Source organism: Sphingomonas sp. IC-56 (genome assembly GCF_021043375.1).
Taxonomy (GTDB): Bacteria; Pseudomonadota; Alphaproteobacteria; order Sphingomonadales; family Sphingomonadaceae; genus Sphingomonas.
On sequence record NZ_JAJNDV010000003.1, the window covers coordinates 221943 to 239835 of the forward strand.

Annotated in this window: 19 protein-coding genes and 1 tRNA gene; 10 read left to right on the plus strand and 10 right to left on the minus strand. The window is 68.1% G+C overall.

Annotated features, from left to right (window positions below; translation table 11 throughout):
• Window positions 1-7 precede the first annotated feature (7 nt).
• The gene (locus LQ953_RS05915; protein WP_231029800.1) at window positions 8-1225 is read left to right on the plus strand and encodes a UbiH/UbiF/VisC/COQ6 family ubiquinone biosynthesis hydroxylase; all 1218 of its coding nucleotides are present in this window, start codon (window positions 8-10) and stop codon (window positions 1223-1225) included.
• A gap of 92 nt (window positions 1226-1317) precedes the next feature.
• Here LQ953_RS05915 and LQ953_RS05920 read toward each other — a convergent pair whose 3' ends face one another.
• The 3 genes from LQ953_RS05920 to LQ953_RS05930 are packed head-to-tail and all read right to left on the minus strand — an operon-like array spanning window position 1318 to window position 2977.
• Window positions 1318-1488 carry a Trm112 family protein gene (locus LQ953_RS05920; RefSeq protein WP_231029801.1) on the minus strand — a complete coding sequence of 57 codons (171 nt, stop codon included), beginning with the start codon at window positions 1486-1488 and terminating at the stop codon, window positions 1318-1320.
• Window positions 1485-2093, minus strand: coding sequence for an LON peptidase substrate-binding domain-containing protein (locus tag LQ953_RS05925; RefSeq protein ID WP_231029802.1), 609 nt, complete (start codon window positions 2091-2093; stop codon window positions 1485-1487). Before LQ953_RS05925 ends, LQ953_RS05920 begins: the two co-directional genes overlap by 4 nt.
• Window positions 2090-2977: a tetratricopeptide repeat protein gene (locus tag LQ953_RS05930; RefSeq protein WP_231029944.1), complete on the minus strand. Its 888-nt coding sequence runs from the start codon at window positions 2975-2977 to the stop codon at window positions 2090-2092. Before LQ953_RS05930 ends, LQ953_RS05925 begins: the two co-directional genes overlap by 4 nt.
• A gap of 187 nt (window positions 2978-3164) precedes the next feature.
• Here LQ953_RS05930 and LQ953_RS05935 point away from each other — a divergent pair.
• The 3 genes from LQ953_RS05935 (at window position 3165) to LQ953_RS05945 (ending at window position 4513) form a co-directional block, all read left to right on the plus strand.
• Window positions 3165-3239 (plus strand) — tRNA-Gly (locus tag LQ953_RS05935).
• 62 nt (window positions 3240-3301) lie between these two features.
• The gene (locus LQ953_RS05940) at window positions 3302-3694 is read left to right on the plus strand and encodes a DUF2147 domain-containing protein (RefSeq protein ID WP_231029803.1); all 393 of its coding nucleotides are present in this window, start codon (window positions 3302-3304) and stop codon (window positions 3692-3694) included.
• A 21-nt stretch (window positions 3695-3715) separates the two neighbouring features.
• Window positions 3716-4513 carry a DUF72 domain-containing protein gene (locus tag LQ953_RS05945; RefSeq protein ID WP_231029804.1) on the plus strand — a complete coding sequence of 266 codons (798 nt, stop codon included), beginning with the start codon at window positions 3716-3718 and terminating at the stop codon, window positions 4511-4513.
• A 31-nt stretch (window positions 4514-4544) separates the two neighbouring features.
• Here LQ953_RS05945 and LQ953_RS05950 read toward each other — a convergent pair whose 3' ends face one another.
• The 6 genes from LQ953_RS05950 to hemC all read right to left on the minus strand — a co-directional run bounded on the left by LQ953_RS05950 (window position 4545) and on the right by hemC (window position 9951).
• Complete coding sequence (locus LQ953_RS05950; RefSeq protein ID WP_231029805.1) at window positions 4545-5003, minus strand: hypothetical protein; 459 nt, start codon at window positions 5001-5003, stop codon at window positions 4545-4547.
• Window positions 4990-6114 carry a CaiB/BaiF CoA transferase family protein gene (locus LQ953_RS05955; protein WP_231029806.1) on the minus strand — a complete coding sequence of 375 codons (1125 nt, stop codon included), beginning with the start codon at window positions 6112-6114 and terminating at the stop codon, window positions 4990-4992. Before LQ953_RS05955 ends, LQ953_RS05950 begins: the two co-directional genes overlap by 14 nt.
• A gap of 155 nt (window positions 6115-6269) precedes the next feature.
• A complete protein-coding gene (locus tag LQ953_RS05960; protein ID WP_231029807.1) occupies window positions 6270-7454 on the minus strand; it encodes an acyl-CoA dehydrogenase in 1185 nt (394 codons plus the stop codon).
• Window positions 7455-7467: 13 nt separating this feature from the next.
• On the minus strand, window positions 7468-8334 hold the full coding sequence (locus tag LQ953_RS05965; protein ID WP_231029808.1) for a hypothetical protein: 867 nt from the start codon (window positions 8332-8334) through the stop codon (window positions 7468-7470).
• Window positions 8335-8365: 31 nt separating this feature from the next.
• Window positions 8366-9040, minus strand: a complete 675-nt coding sequence (locus LQ953_RS05970; protein WP_231029809.1) for a uroporphyrinogen-III synthase — start codon at window positions 9038-9040, stop codon at window positions 8366-8368.
• Complete coding sequence (gene hemC / locus LQ953_RS05975; RefSeq protein ID WP_231029810.1) at window positions 9037-9951, minus strand: hydroxymethylbilane synthase; 915 nt, start codon at window positions 9949-9951, stop codon at window positions 9037-9039. Before hemC ends, LQ953_RS05970 begins: the two co-directional genes overlap by 4 nt.
• A gap of 37 nt (window positions 9952-9988) precedes the next feature.
• Between hemC and tsaD the strand changes: the two genes are divergently transcribed.
• Together tsaD and LQ953_RS05985 are read left to right on the plus strand one after the other, a co-directional pair.
• A complete protein-coding gene (gene tsaD, locus LQ953_RS05980) occupies window positions 9989-11014 on the plus strand; it encodes a tRNA (adenosine(37)-N6)-threonylcarbamoyltransferase complex transferase subunit TsaD (RefSeq protein ID WP_231029811.1) in 1026 nt (341 codons plus the stop codon).
• Entirely contained in the window at window positions 11011-11985 is a 975-nt protein-coding gene (locus LQ953_RS05985; protein ID WP_231029812.1) for an NAD(P)H-dependent glycerol-3-phosphate dehydrogenase, read from the plus strand. Before tsaD ends, LQ953_RS05985 begins: the two co-directional genes overlap by 4 nt.
• Before the next feature lie 172 nt (window positions 11986-12157).
• On the opposite strand, the gene LQ953_RS05990 is transcribed toward LQ953_RS05985, so the two are convergent.
• On the minus strand, window positions 12158-12319 hold the full coding sequence (locus tag LQ953_RS05990; protein ID WP_231029813.1) for a DUF1674 domain-containing protein: 162 nt from the start codon (window positions 12317-12319) through the stop codon (window positions 12158-12160).
• Window positions 12320-12390: 71 nt separating this feature from the next.
• Between LQ953_RS05990 and LQ953_RS05995 the strand changes: the two genes are divergently transcribed.
• The 4 genes from LQ953_RS05995 (at window position 12391) to purH (ending at window position 17731) form a co-directional block, all read left to right on the plus strand.
• Window positions 12391-13665 (plus strand): RsmB/NOP family class I SAM-dependent RNA methyltransferase, encoded by a 1275-nt coding sequence (locus LQ953_RS05995; protein ID WP_231029814.1) that lies wholly within the window; start codon window positions 12391-12393, stop codon window positions 13663-13665.
• Between the two features lie 65 nt (window positions 13666-13730).
• On the plus strand, window positions 13731-14390 hold the full coding sequence (rpe, locus tag LQ953_RS06000) for a ribulose-phosphate 3-epimerase (protein ID WP_231029815.1): 660 nt from the start codon (window positions 13731-13733) through the stop codon (window positions 14388-14390).
• The gene (locus LQ953_RS06005) at window positions 14387-16120 is read left to right on the plus strand and encodes a heparinase II/III family protein (protein ID WP_231029816.1); all 1734 of its coding nucleotides are present in this window, start codon (window positions 14387-14389) and stop codon (window positions 16118-16120) included. Before rpe ends, LQ953_RS06005 begins: the two co-directional genes overlap by 4 nt.
• A gap of 48 nt (window positions 16121-16168) precedes the next feature.
• Window positions 16169-17731 carry a bifunctional phosphoribosylaminoimidazolecarboxamide formyltransferase/IMP cyclohydrolase gene (purH, locus tag LQ953_RS06010; RefSeq protein ID WP_231029817.1) on the plus strand — a complete coding sequence of 521 codons (1563 nt, stop codon included), beginning with the start codon at window positions 16169-16171 and terminating at the stop codon, window positions 17729-17731.
• The last annotated feature ends 162 nt before the right edge of the window (window positions 17732-17893 follow it).

Here is a 17893-nt window from a genome sequence, read left to right on the forward strand (position 1 = left end):
CGGGGGCATGGATAGCGCGGACATTCTCATCCTCGGCGGCGGCTTGGTGGGGAGCGCGCTCGCCGTCGCGCTCGACGCCCATGGCATCACTTCGATCGTGGTCGACCCTGCCGATCCCGAACTCATCCTCCAGGCCGGTTTCGACGGTCGCGCCTCGGCGATCGCCAGCGCCCCGATGCGCATGTTCGAAGCGATCGGCGTGGCTGAACGGCTGGCCGGCAAGGGTTGCCCGATCCAGGGCATCCGCGTCAGCGACGGACTGGAACCCGGCAAGCTCGATTTCGCGCCCGCCGATGGCGAAGGCGCCGTCGGCACGATGTTCGAAAACCGCGTCCTGCGCACCGCCCTGCTGGAGGCCGCCCAAGCTGCCCCACTCGCCGACCTGCGGATGAAGACGCGGTCGGTGTCGGTCGAACGCGGCGAGTTCGGCGTCACCGCCACGCTCGATTCGGGTGCCACCGTGCGCGCCCAGCTGCTGATCGCCGCCGAAGGCCGCAATTCGCCGATGCGCGAAGCCGCCGGGCTCAAGACCGCGAGCTGGACCTATGATCACGCCGCGATGATCGCGACGATGAACCACGCGCGCAGCCACGAGAATATCGCCTTCGAGATTTTCTATCCCGACGGCCCCTTCGCAATCTTGCCGCTGCCCGACAATGACGAGGGGCATCGCTCGGCAGTGGTGTGGACGGTCAAGGCCAGCGAAGCCGCGGGATGGATGAAGATCAGCCAGCGCGGCTATCTCGCCGAGGTCGAGAAGCGCATGGGCGGTTTCCTGGGGCCCTTGAGTAACCTGTCGGCGCGCTCCAGCTATCCGCTCGGCTTCCACCACGCAGCCTGGATCACCGCCGATCGCCTCGCGCTGGTCGGCGACGCCGCGCACGGCATCCATCCGATCGCCGGCCAGGGCGTTAACGTCGGCTTCCGCGACGTCGCCACGCTGGTCGAAGTGCTGGTGGACGGCAAGCGGCTCGGCATGGACCTGGGCGACCCCCAGCTCCTCGCGCGCTACCAGCGCTGGCGCGGCTTCGACACCTTCATGGTCGCCGCCGCCACCGATGGCCTCACCCGCCTGTTCGGCATCCCGGGCAAGACCGCAGCCAGCGTCCGCCGCTTCGGGCTCTCGGCGGTGGACAAGCTGCCGCCGCTCAAGAACTGGTTCATGGCCGAAGCCCGCGGCGAAAGCGGCGACGTGCCCAAGCTGCTGCAAGGACTGAGCGTCTAAGAACCTCCCCGGGACGGGGAGGGGGACCGCGCCCGCAGGGCGCGGTGGAGGGGAGGGCCACAAGCGGATCGTCTTAGATCGCGCCGCAACTCTCAGTCGATTTTTCGTGCCGCCTCCACCAGCAGCACCGGCACCCCATCCCGCACCGGATACGCCACGCCAGCCTCATCCGAGACCAGCTCCTGCCGCGCCTCGTCATAGCGCAGCTTCGTCCGCGTGGCCGGACACACCAGCCGCTCCACCAGCCAGGGATCGAGGCTCATTGCAGCGTCGCCCCTTCCTCGCCATGCCGGCCAAAGAACTGCATCAGCTGCACCGCCAGCTCCGCGCGCTCGCCGAGCGAATCTGCCTGCAACAACGCCTGCTTCGACGCCGCATCGAAGGGCGCGATTTGGGCAATGCCGTTGACCAGTGACTCATCATCCAGCCGCGTCACCGCTTCCCAATCCACCGCATAGCCCAGCACATCGGCAAAGCGCCGCGCCTCGATCTCCAGCGAGGCGCGCTCGGCCAGCGCCAATGTCTCGCTTTCGCCGACTGCCTCCAGCTCCGCCTCGACCTGGCGGAACGGGGTGGTCACATCCAACTCGCGCAGCACGGTGAAGCGCGTCAGCCCCTCCAGCACGATGTCGAAGCGCCCATCGTCCAACGCCTCCACCTCGGCGATGCGCCCGACACAGCCCATCGCGAACAGCGGCGGCTTGTCCCCGCCGCCACGCGGCTGGATCATGCCGATCCGGCGGTCGCGAGCGAGCGCGTCGGACACCATCGCCCGGTAGCGTGGCTCGAAAATGTGCAGGGGCAAGTGCATCCGCGGGAACAGCAGCGCGCCCGCCAGCGGAAACACCGAAAGGCGCGTCACTGTCATCCGAACAGGATCGCCGACAGCTTGCGGCGCTGTGCCGAGACCCAGGGATCCTCCAGCCCGACTGCCTCGAACAGCTTCAACAGCCGCTGGCGCGCCGCGCCTTCGTTCCACGCCTTGTCCTCGCGGATCATCTCCAGCAGCGTGCTCGCCGCTTCCTCGCGGTCGCTCGCCATCAGCGCGCCGGCGAGCTCAAAGCGTGCTTCCATGTCGCCGGTCGCAGCCTGCGCGCGCAGGCCACCCAGGTCGTCCACCGGCGTGGCTTCCTGCGCCAGGCTCAGCGCCGCGCGTGCGCCGGCCAGCTCGGGCGCCTTGGCGGCGTCCTCGGGCAATGCGTCCAGCGCGGCCTGCGCTTCCTCGATCCGTCCCAGCGCAATCAGCGCGCGCACGCGTCCGGCGGCAACCACCGGATGCCCGGGCGCCATTTCCTCGATCTGGTCGAACACCGATAGCGCTCGCTCGGCATCACCATCGGCCAGCACCTGCTCGCCCATCGCGATCAGCGGCTCCAGCTCGGCCTCGGCCTGCGCTTCCTCGCTCGCGACGGGAAGCTGGCGCAGGATCTGGTCCAGCATCGTGCGCAGCTGCGATTCGGTGCGCGCGCTGGTCAGGTCGGCGACCAGCTGCCCCTGGAACATCGCGTAGACGGTTGGGATCGATCGCACCTGGAATTGCGCGGCGATGAACTGGTTCTTGTCGACATCGACCTTGGCCAGCTTCACGCCCTTGGCCGCATAATCGTCGGCGACCTTTTCCAGCATCGGACCCAGCGCCTTGCACGGCCCGCACCATTCCGCCCAGAAATCGATGATCACCAGATTGGTCATCGACGGTTCGACGATGTCGCGGCGGAAAGCGTCGACGGCTTCCTTTTCGGCGGGGCTCATTCCAAGCGTGGCCAAGGGGCACTCCTAAGCGGCAAAACAGGTTGGGCCGCTATGTGGGCGTTAAGCGGGCACGCGCCAAGCTTTTTCCGGAAATGTCGAAAAAGGTGTTGCGCACCCGGAAAGCCACCGCTAGTGGACGCGCCTCACCCAGCCCAAGCGCTTCGGCGCAGCGGGCTAGAACGCCAGAGCGGGCGTAGCTCAGGGGTAGAGCACGACCTTGCCAAGGTCGGGGTCGAGGGTTCGAATCCCTTCGCCCGCTCCAGCGGTTTCATTCCGCACATAAGGGGATTGATCCCCCGCCTGGCCAGAACCAAGTTGATGCGCATGACCGCATTGCTTTCGCTCGTTCTTGCCATCGCCAGCCCGAACCAAGCCACGTCGACCGACTTGGCGGGCACCACCTGGCGCAACCCCAGCAACAGCGTTCATGTCCGCTTTGCGCCGTGCGGCGCGCTGCTGTGCGGTACGGTAGTCTGGGCCAGCGACAAGGCCATTGCCGACGCTGCCCGCGGTACGAAGGCACCCCTGGTCGGCACCCGCATCTTCCGCGACTTCGAGAGCGCCGGCCCCCAGGTCTGGCGCGGCAGGGTTCATGTCCCCGATATCGGCCAAACCTTCAGTGGCCGCATCACCGTGCGTGGCGACGAGCTTTCGGGCCGCGGCTGCCTGATCGCCGGGCTGGTCTGCAAGTCGCAGACCTGGTCGCGCCTGCGCTGATCGCGCGCTATGCTGGCGCCCATGACGAGCGGCAGCATCAAAGTAGGCATCGGCGGCTGGACCTTCGAGCCGTGGCGCGGCACCTTCTACCCTGAAGGCCTGACTCAGAAGCGGGAGCTGGAATACGCCACCCGGCAGCTCACCGCGATCGAGATCAACGGCACTTATTATTCCACCTTCAAGCCCGCGAGCTTCGCCGGCTGGGCCGCCACCGCCCCCGAAGGCTTCGTCTATGCGGTCAAAGGCTCGCGCTTCGTCGCCAATCGGAAGGTGCTGGCCGAAGCCGGCGAATCGGTGCAGCGCTTCGTGGGGCAGGGGCTCACCGAACTGGGCGACAAGCTCGGCCCGATCCTGTGGCAGTTCATGGCCACCAAGAAGTTCGACGCCGACGACTTCCGCGCCTTCCTCGCCCTTCTCCCGCGCAGCCAGGACGGCATCGCGCTGCGCCACGCGGTGCAGGTGCGGCACGACAGCTTCCACGTGCCTGAGTTCGTCGCCATGTGCCGCGAAGCCGGCGTCGCCATCGTCTACGCCGATTCGCCGCAATACCCTGCGCTCGCCGACATCACCGCCGACTTCGTCTATGCCCGCCTCGAAGCCGGCGAGGACACCAACCCGCTCTGCTATGCGGCAGCCGACTTCCCCCGCTGGCTCGACACCGCACGCAGCTGGGCACAGGGGGACCGTCCCGAAGGCCTCCCCTATGTCACCGCCGACACGCCCCCGGCAGAACCCCGCGACACCTTCGTCTTCTTCATCCACGGCGGCAAAGTCCGCGCCCCCGCCGCCGCCCAGGAACTGATCCGCCGCCTGGCCTAAGCGCCCATCATATGGAGTGACGAAAAGAGTATCAGGCCTCGCCCAGCTTTGCCCGGCACGCGGCTACGGACAGTGCGTTGAAGACTCCCGCCACCGCGGCACCGCCAAGGTAGAACGGCAACAAGCCACGGGGCAGTCGCTCGCCAGTCAGCCCAATCCCGAACCCCCGCGACCACTCCGCCGGAAGCAGCAGCAGCGTCAGCAGCAGCGCCGCCGCTCCCGCTACCGCGCCAAGCACCACAGCCACCCGCCGGTTGCGGCCGAAGCGGTCAGCAGCCAGAAACCCCACCAGCATCAACCCGCCCAGCATCAGCTTTGCCCCGGGCGCCATCGCGTCGGCGACATGCCAGGTATCCGCCAAGAGCCGCCGCAGGTCGAACCGCCCACCAAGCTGGTCCCACGCAATCAGCACACTGGGCAGGTATATCGCCACCGCCCAGCCCAAGACCCACGCGATCCCGAAGCACCGCACGCCGCTACTTCGCTTCATGCCCGCTCGCCCGTCGGGGACTCGCCCGCTCCGCCACCATCCGCTCGCCATCGATCACGATGGGGCTTGCGACCCCCGGCAACCCGTCGCGCTCGATCCGCATGCCCCGTGCGGCGACCTGCGCGTCGGCGAAAACCTCGTCCATCCGATTGATCGGCCCGGCCGGCACGCCCACGGCCTCCAGCGCCTCGTACAGCGCGGCCTTGCCCCAGCCGGCGATCGCCGCCTCGAGCAGCGGCAGCAGCGCCTTGCGGTGGGTCACGCGCCCGGGATTGGTCGCAAAGCGCGCATCCTGTGCCAGATCGAGCCCCAGCACCCCGCACAACCGCGCGAATTGTGCATCATTGCCCACCGCCACGATCAGCGCCCCGTCGCGCGTTTCGAACGCCTGATAGGGCACCAGATTGGCGTGCCCGTTGCCCATGCGATGCGGCACCTTGCCCGAAGCCATCCAGTTGAGCGCCTGGTTCGCCAGCACCCCCACCTGCGTATCGAGGAGCGCCATGTCGATATGCGCGCCTTCGCCCGTGACATCACGCCGCCGCAGCGCGCTCAGGATCGCCACCGCCGAATACACCCCGGTGAAGATGTCGGCGTACGCAATCCCTGCCTTTTGCGGCGCGCCATCGGGCTCGCCGGTCAGCGACATGAACCCGCCCATCCCCTGGATGATGAAGTCGTATCCCGCGCGGTGCGCATAAGGGCCCGTCTGGCCGAACCCGGTGATCGAACACACCACCAGCCGCGGATCGGCGGCGCGCAGGCTGGCGGGGTCGAGCCCGTACTTCACCAGTCCCCCGACCTTGTAGTTCTCGATCACCACGTCGGCGCCCGCGATCAGCGCCCGCACCTCCGCCTGACCCTCAGGCGTAGCGATATCGATAAACCGGCTGGTCTTGCCGCGATTGGTGGCATGAAAATAGGCCGCGTCGCGATTCTCGCCGGCCGCATCGTGGAGGAAGGGCGGCCCCCAATGCCGCGTATCATCCCCCGCACCTGGCCGCTCGACCTTGACCACCTCGGCGCCCAAATCCGCCAGCAACTGCCCGCACCAAGGCCCGGCAAGAATGCGCGCCAGCTCGACAACCCGGATGCCCTCAAGCGGCTTCACACCAAGCCCTCGAGCAATACCAGTTCCCCGGCGCAGGCCGGGGTCCAGCTTCGGCGCACTCGGAGAGGAAGGTCAGCCATCGCCACTGCGCAGCAACTGGGCCCCGGCCTGCGCCGGGGAACTGGTGTGCTCAGCAGCGGGTGCAGCCGGGTCCATCAGAACGCCGCGATTCCTGTGATCGCCCGCCCCAGGATCAACCCATGCACGTCATGCGTGCCCTCATAGGTGTTCACCGTCTCCAGGTTGATCGCATGCCGCATCACATGGAACTCAGCCGAAATCCCATTCCCGCCGTGCATGTCGCGCGACACCCGGGCGATATCCAGCGCCTTGCCGCAATTGTTGCGCTTGATGATGCTGATTGCGTCGGGCGACAGCGTGCCTTCGTCGAACATCCGCCCGGCTCGCAGCGCGGCTTGCAGCCCCAATGCGATCTCGGTCTGCATGTTCGCTAGCTTCATCTGCACCAGCTGAGTCGCGGCCAGCGGCCGGCCGAACTGCTTGCGGTCCAGCGTATATTGCCGCGCGGCGTGCATGCACGCTTCGGCCGCGCCCATCACGCCCCAGGCGATGCCATAGCGCGCGCGGTTGAGGCAGCCGAACGGCCCCTTCAATCCCTGGACGTTGGGCAGCAGCGCGTCCTCGCCGACTTCCACGCCGTCCATCACGATCTCGCCGGTCACGCTGGCGCGCAGGCTCAATTTGCCTTCGATCTTGGGCGTGGTCAGTCCGGCTAGCCCACGTTCCAGCACGAAGCCGCGGATCGCGCCGTCATGCGCGTCGGACTTGGCCCACACCACCATGACGTCGGCGATCGGCGAGTTGGTGATCCACATCTTCGCGCCGGTCAGCCGGTATCCGCCGTTGATCTTTTCGGCCCGGGTGCGCATGCCGGCCGGGTCCGATCCCGCATCGGGCTCGGTCAGCCCGAAACAGCCCACCCATTCGCCGCTCGCCAGCTTGGGCAGGTACTTTTGCCGCTGTTCCTCGCTGCCATAGGCATGGATCGGATACATCACGAGCGAGCTCTGCACGCTCATCGCCGAGCGGTACCCCGAATCCACCCGCTCCACTTCGCGCGCCACCAGGCCATAGGCGACATAGCCCAGGCCGGCGCCGCCATATTCGGTGGGAATCGTCGCGCCGAGCAGCCCCAGCTGGCCCATCTCGGACATGATCTCGCGGTCGAACCGCTCGTCCAGGAACGCGCGGGTCACCCGCGGCAACAGCTCGCCCTGCGCATAATCGCGCGCGGCGGCGTGCACCATCCGCTCCTCGTCGGTCAGCTGCGCTTCAAGAGCGAAGGGGTCCTGCCAGTCGAACCGGCCCATCTCTGCCATGGTTTCTTATTCCTCAGATCGCGTCGGGCGAGATTGGCGCGGGGGCCAGCGGCGGCGGCGCCACTACCGGCAGCTGCACCGTGGCCCGCTCGATTTCGTCCAGTCCACGCCGCGCCTCGACATAGCGCCGCGCCGCCGACACCCAGCTTTCCGCGCTGCTTACGCCGGGCAAATGCGCCACTTCGGCCAGAGCCGCTTCCACCTTGCCGGCGTTCAGGTCGCGCTTCGCCCGGCGCAGGCGCTCAGGCGCCCTCGGGCTCGGCGATCCGGCCTCGCGCAGCACCACCAGGTCGCCCAGCACCCGGCGCGCGCGCATCCACAGGCTGTCGTCGGGCCCGGTCAGCAGCTTGGGCGCAATGGTGTCCAGCGCCAGCCGCAGATCCTCGATCGTCACCGGCTGGGCGGCGGCACGGGTGATCGCCGCCACGGCATTGCCATGCTCGTCGCCGAATCGCCGGCGCAGCTGCACGTCCAGCGCACCCAGCGGCGTGCCCCGCTCGATCGCGCGCCGCACCGAGAATGCGATCATCAGCCGCTCGGCCTGGCTGGCATAGGTGGATGCGGTCCGCGCGCTGGCGCCCGCCTCGTTCAGCCGGTCCTCCAGCTGGTTCAGCCGCCCGGCCAATTCCTGTTCGCGCGCGTTCAGCGTCGCCAGGTCGGTACCCGGCGGCAGCGCGGGCACCTTCACCGGCACCGGCTGCACCGGCACCGCCACCGTCGGCACCGGCTGCGGGTCCGCCGCAGCGTCCCAGCCGGTGAATTGCAGCAGGCCCGCAGTGGCGGCGATGCCGCCCAAAAAGGCGACGCCGCCGATCAACAGGGTGTTCCGCCGTCCGGAAACAGTACGGGCTGTTTCGGGCGCGAGAGGCTCGTCGTTCATGGCGTCCTTATTCGCCCCGCATGGGGCGCGGTCAATCGGCGAGCGCGATCGCAGCGTCGAGCAGCGCTTCCGGGCTCGGCTCGGCCGCGACGCTGATGACCGCCCATCCGTCGCCTGCGCTAAGGGCGCAGGCCGCGCTCATCGCCACCAGGGCAATCCGGCTGCGATCCAGCCCATGCATGTCGACCACCTCGGCGAGCCGCTGCCCGGCGCGGGCGGACTGCACCAGCGCGATCGATCCGGGCAGCCGCGCGGCGAGTTCGGCGGGAATCGGCAGTTCCTCGCTGGCATAAACGGTGCGGATCTCCGCGACGATCCCGCCCTGCGCCAGCGTGCGTTCGCGCCCGGCCAGGTGCAGCGCTCGTGCCACGCCCATCGCCTCGGCCTGCGTCACCAGCTCGGCCGCGCCGCTGCGCCCCACCTGCGCGATGCGGAACCCGGCGCGTTCCGCGATTTCGGCGGTGGATGCGCCCACGGCATGCACCGGCAAGTCGCGCAGCGTCGACAGCCCGGCGCCGCCATGCCGCACGGCATTGACGCTGGTCAGGATCAGTGCGTCGTACGCGGCCGGATCGGGCAGTTCCCAGGGCGTAGGCGCGATTTGGAACAGCGGCATTCGCACCACGCGCCTTCCGCGCGCTTCGGCGGCCGCGGCGATGATCCGGTTGCCCGGCTCGGGCCGCAACACGGCAAAGGGACGGTTCATCCTTCGAACAGCCGCCGGATCTCGGGCGGGGCGCGGCCCAGCAGATCCTCGGCCACCGCCCGCGGCAGCTGCGGGTCCAGCGGCGCCCCCTCGATCTGCGAATACAGATGGTGCGCGCCATCTTCGGACAGCAATTCCGCGCGCAGCGTCAGGATGCCGCCCTCCAGCGTCGCCAGCGCCGCCACGGGCGAATGGCAATCGGCCCGCAGCGCGGCCAGGAACGCGCGCTCGGCGTCGGCACAGGCATGAGTCTGCGGGTCGTCGATCGCCTTCAGCATGGCGCGGGTGTGCGAATCGTCGGCGCGGCATTCGATGGCGATGATCCCCTGCGTCGCTGCGGGCAGCATCACGTTGATCGGGATGGGGGTGCCGACATCGTGCCGGCCCAGCCGCTCCAGTCCTGCGGCGGCGAGCAACGTCGCATCGACCTCGCCCGCGGCCAGCTTCGCCAGCCGCGTGTCGACGTTGCCGCGGAACAGCACGATGCTCACATCGGGGCGCATCTTGCACATTTGCGCGGCTCTGCGCGGCGAACTGGTGCCGATCACGGCATTTTGGCGCAAAGAATCGATCGAATCGGCGCCCAACAGCCGGTCGCGCACGTCCGCGCGGTGGAGCGTGGCCGCAATTTCGATCATGTCGGGGCGAAATGTCTCGACATCCTTCATCGAATGCACTGCGCAGTCGATTTCACCCGCCAGCAGCGCGCGGTCCAACTCCTTGGTCCACAACGACTTTCCGCCGATCTCCGCCAGCGCCCGGTCCTGCACCCGGTCGCCGGTCGTCTTGATCGTCACGATCTCCAAGTCGTCTCGCGCAACTTTTTCCGCGTCGACCAGATGCTGGCCAACCATGTTGGCCTGAGTGAGAGCCAGCGGCGAACCGCGGGTACCGATACGGAACTTAGCCATGGCTTGTGCTAATGCCCCGGCAGCTTAGATGGATGCAATGGCGCTGATTTTGGGTCTTGAATCGAGCTGCGACGAAACCGCCGCGGCACTGGTGGAAAGCGACGGCACGATCCGCGCGCACAAACTCGCTCGGCAAGAGGCGGCGCACCGCCCCTATGGCGGCGTCGTCCCCGAAATCGCCGCACGCGCCCATGTCGAAGTGCTCGGGCCCTTGGTGGAGGCTGCGCTGGAAGAAGCGGGCGTGACCCTCGATCAGGTCGACGCGATCGCCGCCACCGCCGGTCCGGGCCTGATCGGCGGCGTGATGGTCGGCCTCGTCACCGGCAAGGCGCTGGCGCTCGCGGCCAACAAGCCGCTGATCGCGGTCAACCATCTCGAAGGCCATGGCCTGTCGCCGCGCCTCACCGATCGCAACCTGCAATTCCCCTATTTGCTGCTGCTGGTCTCGGGCGGGCATTGTCAGCTTCTGCTGGTCGAAGGGGTAGGGCGCTACCGCCGCCTCGCCACCACCATCGACGATGCCGCCGGCGAAGCGTTCGACAAGACCGCCAAGATCCTCGGGCTGGGCTTCCCCGGCGGCCCTGCCGTCGAAGCCGCTGCCGCAAAGGGCAATCCAAAGGCCGTCCAGCTTCCCCGGCCGCTGGTCGGCTCGGGTGAACCCCATTTCTCCTTCGCTGGGCTGAAGAGCGCCGTCGCCCGCATTGTCGGTCAGTACAGTGCAGAGGACATCGCCGCCTCGTTCCAGCAGGCGGTGGTGGACTGCCTGGTTGACCGCACCCGCATTGCGCTGGCGAAGGTGCGTCCCACCGCGCTGGTCGTCGCCGGGGGTGTCGCGGCCAACACCGCCGTCCGCAACGCGCTCCAGGCGCTGGCGGCAAGCCACGACCTTCCCTTTGTCGCGCCACCGCTTTGGCTGTGTACCGACAATGCCGCGATGATCGCCTGGGCGGGCGTGGAGCGCCATGCCGCAGGCTTGTTCGACCCGCTCGACGTTCCCGCCCGCCCGCGCTGGCCGCTCGATCCGCAGGCGGAAAAGGTCCGGGGCGCAGGAGTGAAGGCATGAGGATCGCAGTCATCGGCGGCGGAGCGTGGGGCACCGCGCTGGCGCAGGTCGCGGCACGTGGTGATCAACCCGTGCTGCTTTGGGCGCGCGAGCCTGAGGTGGTGGAGAGCATCAACACCCGGCACGAGAACAGCCAGTTCCTCGCCAATGTGCCGCTATCGCCCGCGATCCGCGCCACCGGCGCCCTCGCCGAACTGGCGGTGGCCGACGCGATCCTGGTCGTCGCGCCGGCCCAGCATGTCGGTGCCGTGCTCGCCCAGGCGCCGATCGGCAACACGCCGCTCGTGCTGTGCGCCAAGGGTATCGAGGCCGGCACCCGCCGCCTGGTCAGCGACGTCGCGCAGGCCGCCGCACCCGACGCGCCGATCGCCGTCCTGTCCGGTCCCACCTTCGCGCATGAAGTCGCCGCGGGACAGCCAACCGCAGTCACCCTCGCCTGTGAGGACGATGTGCTGCGCACCCGGCTCGCCGACCGCCTCGCCGCGCCGGCCTTCCGCATCTACGGCTCGACCGATGTGGTCGGCGCGGAGATTGGCGGCGCAGTAAAGAACGTGCTCGCCATCGCCTGCGGCGTGGTGGAGGGAGCAGGGCTAGGCCAGAATGCCCGCGCCGCACTGATCGCGCGCGGCTTCGCCGAAATGACGCGCTTCGGCCTGGCACGCGGCGCGCAGGCGGAAACGCTGACTGGACTGTCGGGTCTCGGCGACCTGGTGCTCACCTGCTCCTCGACCAGCTCGCGCAACTTCTCGCTGGGCGTGGGCTTGGGCCAGGGCCGCAGCGCCGCCGAGTTGCTAAGCGACCGCCGCACGGTGGCCGAAGGCGCCTTCACCGCCCCGGTCCTGCGCGAAGCGGCAGCCGAAGCCGGCGTCGACATGCCTGTTACCGCCGCCGTCAACGCCCTCCTCGAAGGCGCAGCGGTGAGCGAGGTGATCGAAGCCTTGCTGTCGCGTCCGCTCAAGCGCGAACGCTAAGTCTCCAGCCAGCGCAAACTACCAGTTCCCGGGCGAAGGCCAGGAAAGCCGTAGCCCCAAACCCCCGTCACCCCGGCCTTGAGCCGGGGTCCCGCTGCCTTGCCCCGCAGAAGAAAGAAGCGGGATCCCGGCTCAAGGCCGGGATGACGAAAGAGATCCCGCCGCTCGGCGACTAAAAATCGACAGCAACCCCCTTCAATTCCCAATCCCCATAGCGCGTCGGGTCCTTCCCCAACGGATCGCCCTCCGGCGCAGCAACCGGCTCGGGCTGCGGCACGGGCGGGCTTTCGGTCAGATATTCAGGCGGCTTCACGTGGGCAGGGCGCTGGCCCATGGTAGATCTCCGTCGGTTCCTCTCTTCTATAAGGCTTCCCCTGTGCCGAAGGGAGGGGCTAGGGCAGGGCGATGGCTCAACCTTCGCAAAAATCCGCGCCGCGTTCCGAACCCCCTGGCGTTCCCGCCCGCCGCGCCGCGCTCCGCCTGCTCGACGCGGTGCTGCGCCGCGGCCTCGCGCTCGAACAGGCGCTCGACAGCGCGGCCAAGGGTCTGGCGCCCAGCGATCGCGGGCTGGCCCATGCCATCGCCGCCGAAACGTTGCGCCGTCTGCCCGATCTCGACGCGCTGATCGATTCCGCGACGCAGCGCCCGCTGCCTGATGATGCCAAGGCGCGCTTCGCGCTGCGCATCGCGCTAGCCCAGGCGCTGGGGCTCGGCACGCCGCACCATGCCGCAATTTCCACGGTGCTGCCGCTAGTCGATGGCGGTCCGCGCAAGCTCGTCCATGGCGTGTTCGGCACGCTGATGCGCCGCGACGTGGCATTTCCTGAAGTGCCCGCGCTGCCCGACGCCATCATCGAGCGTTGGCAGCGCCATTGGGGCGAAGCGGTGGTCGACGCCGCCGCGCACGCCATCACTGCGCCTCCGCCGCTCGATCTCAGCCTGCAACGCCCCATCGAGATCGACGGCGCAGAATCGCTGGCCCCCGGCCATCTGCGCCTCGCACCTGGCACCTCGGTTCCCGAGCTGCCCGGCTTTGAGGAAGGCGATTGGTGGGTGCAGGATATCGCCGCCTCCATCCCCGCTCGTCTGATCGGTGCCGGGCAGGGGAATGCGCTCGATCTGTGCGCAGCCCCTGGCGGCAAGTCGCTCCAACTCGCCGCGGCCGGATGGAATGTCACCTCGGTCGATGTTTCGGAAAGTCGTCTCGCGCGACTTCGCGAAAACAGCGCGCGCACCAGGCTCCCGCTGCACGTGATCGCAGCCGACTTGCTCCAGTGGGAGCCGGAAGCACCGGCCGACGCCGTGCTGCTCGACGCGCCGTGCAGCGCCACCGGCATCTTCCGCCGCCATCCCGACGTGCTCCACCGCGTTCGCCCGTCCTTGATCCGCGAGATGGCTGATCTGCAATCGCGCCTGCTCGCCCGCGCTGCGGAGTGGGTACGTCCAGGCGGCACGCTCGTCTTCTCCACCTGCTCGCTAGAGCCCGAAGAAGGCGAGGCGCAACTAGAGGGGTTCCTCGCCAGCCACAGCGACTATGCAGTCGATGCGGTACGCACCGAGGAACTGCCGGCCGCCATTGTTCCACGTGAAAACGGCACCCTGCGCCTGCTCCCCGGCACGCTTGCTGAAGCCGGCGGGTGCGACGGCTTCTTCATTGCCCGGCTGAAGCGCGCGGGTTGAGGCACTCCGGCCTCTATCGCACGCTCTAGTTGCGCGTGACTCGGCGCATGCTAAGGACTGAGGTCATGTCCGCCGTCCGTATCGCGCCGTCCATCCTGTCCGCCGACTTCGCCCGTCTGGGCGAGGAGATCCGCGCGATTGACGAAGCCGGCGCCGACTGGATCCATGTCGATGTGATGGACGGCCATTTCGTGCCGAACATCACTATCGGCCCCGCGGTCATCAAGGCGCTCCGCCCGCACACGACGAAGACCTTCGACGTCCACCTGATGATCGCGCCGGTTGATCCGCTGCTCGAAGCCTTCGCCGACGCCGGCGCCGACATCATCTCGGTGCATCCCGAAGCCGGCCCGCACCTCCACCGCACGCTCCAAACCATCAAGAGCCTGGGCAAGCGTGCCGGCGTGGTGCTGAACCCGGCAACGCCGATCGACGTTGTGGATCATGTTATCGACATGGTGGATTTGATCTTGGTGATGAGCGTCAATCCGGGCTTCGGCGGACAGAAGTTCATCGAGAGCCAGCTGGACAAGATTGCTGAGCTGCGTCGCCGCATCGACGCGAGCGGCCGCGCCATTGATCTCGAAGTCGATGGCGGTATCGATCAGGCCACCGCCCCCCGCGCCATTGCCGTCGGCGCAAACGCGCTGGTCGCCGGTACCGCGACCTTCAAGGGCGGGCCATCCTGCTACGCCGCCAACATCGCTGCGTTGCGGGGGAGTTGAGCGACTCGCTCCCCGGCTCCGCTGCCGACGGAGTCGAAGAAGGCAAGCGGCTGATTCGTGTGGGCGGCGACCGTGGCCTGTCGCTTGCCGACCGCATTGCCGACCGACTCTCCCGCCTTACCTGGGGAACCCCGCTCCACGCCATGCGGCTCAAGGGCCGCTATCCGCTCAAGCTGATCGCCGTTCCCGACGATCCCTTTTTCGGCGACGTCGCCCGCGGCGAAGCGCTGCTCGACGGCCGTGTCACGCTTCGCGGTGAGCAGGTCGATATCCTGTCGCTCGATTTCGCCAAGCCGATCGGCTCCCCGGCGCTGACGGAATATCTGCAAAGTTTCGCCTGGCTGCGTGACTTGTCCAGCGTCACCACCCGAGCCCATGGCGCGCCCATCGCCGAAGAGATCATGCGGCGCTGGCTCGCCGTACATGCCGACAGGGTGTCGGACGCCGCCTGGCGCGGCGACCTTTGGGGCCGGCGCATCCTCGCCTGGACCGCCCATGCGCCGCTGATCCTGTCGAGCAAGGACCTGGTCTATCGCTCGACCCTCCTCCACACGCTGGCCAAAGGCGCCCGGCACCTCGACCGCGCCAGCGACCGGGTCCAGATCGGCCCGCCGCGCATCGCCGCCTGGTGCGGAGTCCTGGTCGCCGGATTGATCATGCCGGGAGGCGATCCCCGCCGCGGCTTTGGAGAGGCGGGGCTGAAGCGCGCGCTCGACCAGTCGGTGTTCGAAGATGGCGGCATCGTCACCCGCTCGCCCGCCGCGCAGCTCGACGCGATCCAGCTGCTCACCGTGTTGATCGAGGCCTATGCCGCACGACGGCAGGAGCCGCCCGAATTCCTGCAACAGGTGCAGGCAAAGATGGTCACTGCCTTGCTCGGCGTCTGTCACGGCGACAAGGGGATGGCGAGCTTCCAGGGCAGCGCACCGGTGCCCGGCGATCGCATCCAGCAGGTGATCGAAGCCACGGGCGTGCGCACCCGCCCGCTCAAGCAGGCGCGCGAATGGGGCTATCAGCGGCTGTCCGCCGGCTCCAGCATTGTGGTCATCGATGCCGCGCCGCCGCCGCTCGCACGGTTGGTGGAAGGCGGCTGCGCCTCGACGCTGGCGTTTGAATTGTCCGATGGCCCCAGCCGCATCGTCGTTAATTGTGGCGGCGCGCGTGCGGCGCTCCATCAGCTTCCGGCCCAGCTTACAGAGGGGCTCCGTACCACCGCTGCGCATTCCACGCTGGTGCTGTCCGACAGCAACTCCACAGCGATTCATGCCGATGGGTCGCTCGGCCGCGGCGTGATCGAAGTCGAACTCGCCCGGCACGAAACCGACCATGGCAGCCGGATCGAGGCGAGCCACGACGGATATTGCCGCCGCTTCGGCTTCCTCCACCGCCGAGTCCTCGGCCTCTCGCCCGACGGCAAGGACGTGCGCGGCGAGGACATGCTGATCCCGGCAAAGGGAAAGCGTACGCGAGGCACTACGCCCTTCGCGATCCGCTTCCACTTGCACCCACAGGTTCAGGTATCGCCAACGCAGGACGGTCAGGCTGCAATCCTGCGCATCGGCGATGGCGCGCTGTGGCAGTTTCGCTGCAAGGGCGGCATGCTCACGCTGGAGGACAGCGTGTGGATCGACGGGCGCGGTCGCCCGCTTGGCGCGCAGCAGCTCGTCATCACCGGTGAGTCTCCGGCGGGCGGCACCAATCTCAGCTGGGTCTTCCACCGCGCCAAGTAAGCGCGCCGGGGCTTGCCCTGGACGCCTCGGGCTCTAAAGCGTCCGGCCATGGATCAGGTCACCATCAAGCGCGCGCTCCTCTCGGTCTCCGACAAGACCGGGATCCTCGAACTCGGCCAGGCACTTGCCGCCCAAGGCGTGGAGCTGGTCTCCACCGGCGGCACTGCCAAGGCGCTGCGCGAGGCGGGACTTGAAGTCCGCGACATCTCCGACCTGACCGGCTTTCCCGAAATGATGGACGGCCGCGTCAAGACGCTCCACCCCAAGGTGCATGGCGGCCTGCTAGCGGTGCGCGACAATGCCGAGCATGTCGCCTCGATGGACGAGCACGAAATCGGCGCGATCGACCTGGTGGTGGTGAACCTCTACCCCTTCGCCCAGACCGTCGCCCGCGGCGCCGAGCGCGACGAGATCATCGAGAATATCGACATCGGTGGCCCCTCAATGGTCCGCTCGGCTGCGAAAAACCATGATGCCGTCGCGATCCTCACCGATCCCGCCGACTATCCACTGGTCGCCGGCGGCACCACGACGCTCGCCGACCGCCGCCGCTTCGCTGCCAAGGCCTATGCCGCCACTGCCGCCTATGACGCGGCGATCGCCAGCTGGTTTGCCTTTGCCGATCAGGGCGAGAGCCTGCCCGTGACCCTGCCCGTCGCGCTGACCAAGGGGCAGGAACTGCGCTATGGCGAGAACCCGCACCAGTCCGCCGCGCTCTATCTGCCGCAGACCGGCGCATCGGGCGTCGCTCAGGCTGAACAGCTTCAGGGCAAGGAGCTCAGCTACAACAACTTCAATGACGCCGACGCCGCGCTCGAACTCGTCAGCGAGTTCAAGGATGGTCCACCCACGGTGGTGATCGTCAAGCACGCCAATCCCTGCGGCGTAGCCACCGCAGACACGCTCAAGCAGGCCTATCTCGATGCGCTCGCGTGCGACAGCGTGTCGGCTTTCGGCGGCATCATCGCCGTCAACCGCCCGCTCGATCGAGAAACCGCAGAGGCGATGGTCGGCATCTTCACCGAAGTAGTGGTGGCACCCGACGCCGATGCCGATGCCCGCGCAGTGTTCGCGGCGAAGAAGAATCTCCGCCTGCTGCTGACCGGCGAACTGCCCGATCCGGCGCGTCCGGGGTTGATGCTCAAGTCGATCGCCGGCGGCATGCTCGTCCAGTCGCGCGACAATGGCCGACTGGGCGAACTGAAGGTCGTGACCAAGCGCCAGCCGACCGAGCAGGAACTCGCCGACTGCCGCTTCGCGTGGACCGTCGCCAAGCACGTCAAGTCGAACGCGATCGTCTATGCCAAGGATGGCGCCACCGCGGGCGTGGGCGCCGGCCAGATGAACCGGCTTGAGTCCGCGCGCATCGCCGCCTGGAAGGCCAAGGACGCTGCGGAAAAGGCCGGCTGGGCAAGCCCGCGCACGATCGGCTCAGCCGTGGCGTCGGACGCCTTCTTCCCCTTCGCGGACGGCCTGCTGGCAGCGGTAGAAGCCGGCGCCACCGCAGTCATCCAGCCCGGCGGCTCGATCCGCGACGACGAAGTCATCGCCGCCGCGGACCAGACGGGCCTCGCTATGGTCTTCACCGGCATGCGCCACTTCCGGCACTAAGCGCGCAGCTGCAGTTCCCGGCGAAGGCCGGGCCGAGGTGCAAGCCGACTATTGAAAACCCGATCCCGTCATCCCGGCCTCGAGCCGGGATCCCGCTTCTTCTTCTGTGGGGCAATTCAGCGGGACCCCGGCTCAAGGCCGGGGTGACGAAGATAGAAGGAC

Bases quoted from the DNA above. Each gene is read 5' to 3' on its own strand.
- tsaD (WP_231029811.1), top strand. From the start codon at position 9,989: ATGGCGCTGATTTTGGGTCTTGAATCGAGCTGCGACGAAACCGCCGCG.
- LQ953_RS05950 (WP_231029805.1), bottom strand. From the start codon at position 5,003: ATGAAGCGAAGTAGCGGCGTGCGGTGCTTCGGGATCGCGTGGGTCTTG.
- LQ953_RS05930 (WP_231029944.1), bottom strand. From the start codon at position 2,977: ATGAGCCCCGCCGAAAAGGAAGCCGTCGACGCTTTCCGCCGCGACATC.
- LQ953_RS05915 (WP_231029800.1), top strand. From the start codon at position 8: ATGGATAGCGCGGACATTCTCATCCTCGGCGGCGGCTTGGTGGGGAGC.
- LQ953_RS05970 (WP_231029809.1), bottom strand. From the start codon at position 9,040: ATGAACCGTCCCTTTGCCGTGTTGCGGCCCGAGCCGGGCAACCGGATC.
- LQ953_RS05990 (WP_231029813.1), bottom strand. From the start codon at position 12,319: ATGGGCCAGCGCCCTGCCCACGTGAAGCCGCCTGAATATCTGACCGAA.
- LQ953_RS05940 (WP_231029803.1), top strand. From the start codon at position 3,302: ATGACCGCATTGCTTTCGCTCGTTCTTGCCATCGCCAGCCCGAACCAA.
- LQ953_RS05960 (WP_231029807.1), bottom strand. From the start codon at position 7,454: ATGGCAGAGATGGGCCGGTTCGACTGGCAGGACCCCTTCGCTCTTGAA.
- LQ953_RS05985 (WP_231029812.1), top strand. From the start codon at position 11,011: ATGAGGATCGCAGTCATCGGCGGCGGAGCGTGGGGCACCGCGCTGGCG.
- rpe (WP_231029815.1), top strand. From the start codon at position 13,731: ATGTCCGCCGTCCGTATCGCGCCGTCCATCCTGTCCGCCGACTTCGCC.
- LQ953_RS05920 (WP_231029801.1), bottom strand. From the start codon at position 1,488: ATGAGCCTCGATCCCTGGCTGGTGGAGCGGCTGGTGTGTCCGGCCACG.
- LQ953_RS05995 (WP_231029814.1), top strand. From the start codon at position 12,391: ATGGCTCAACCTTCGCAAAAATCCGCGCCGCGTTCCGAACCCCCTGGC.
- LQ953_RS05945 (WP_231029804.1), top strand. From the start codon at position 3,716: ATGACGAGCGGCAGCATCAAAGTAGGCATCGGCGGCTGGACCTTCGAG.
- purH (WP_231029817.1), top strand. From the start codon at position 16,169: ATGGATCAGGTCACCATCAAGCGCGCGCTCCTCTCGGTCTCCGACAAG.
- LQ953_RS05925 (WP_231029802.1), bottom strand. From the start codon at position 2,093: ATGACAGTGACGCGCCTTTCGGTGTTTCCGCTGGCGGGCGCGCTGCTG.
- hemC (WP_231029810.1), bottom strand. From the start codon at position 9,951: ATGGCTAAGTTCCGTATCGGTACCCGCGGTTCGCCGCTGGCTCTCACT.
- LQ953_RS05965 (WP_231029808.1), bottom strand. From the start codon at position 8,334: ATGAACGACGAGCCTCTCGCGCCCGAAACAGCCCGTACTGTTTCCGGA.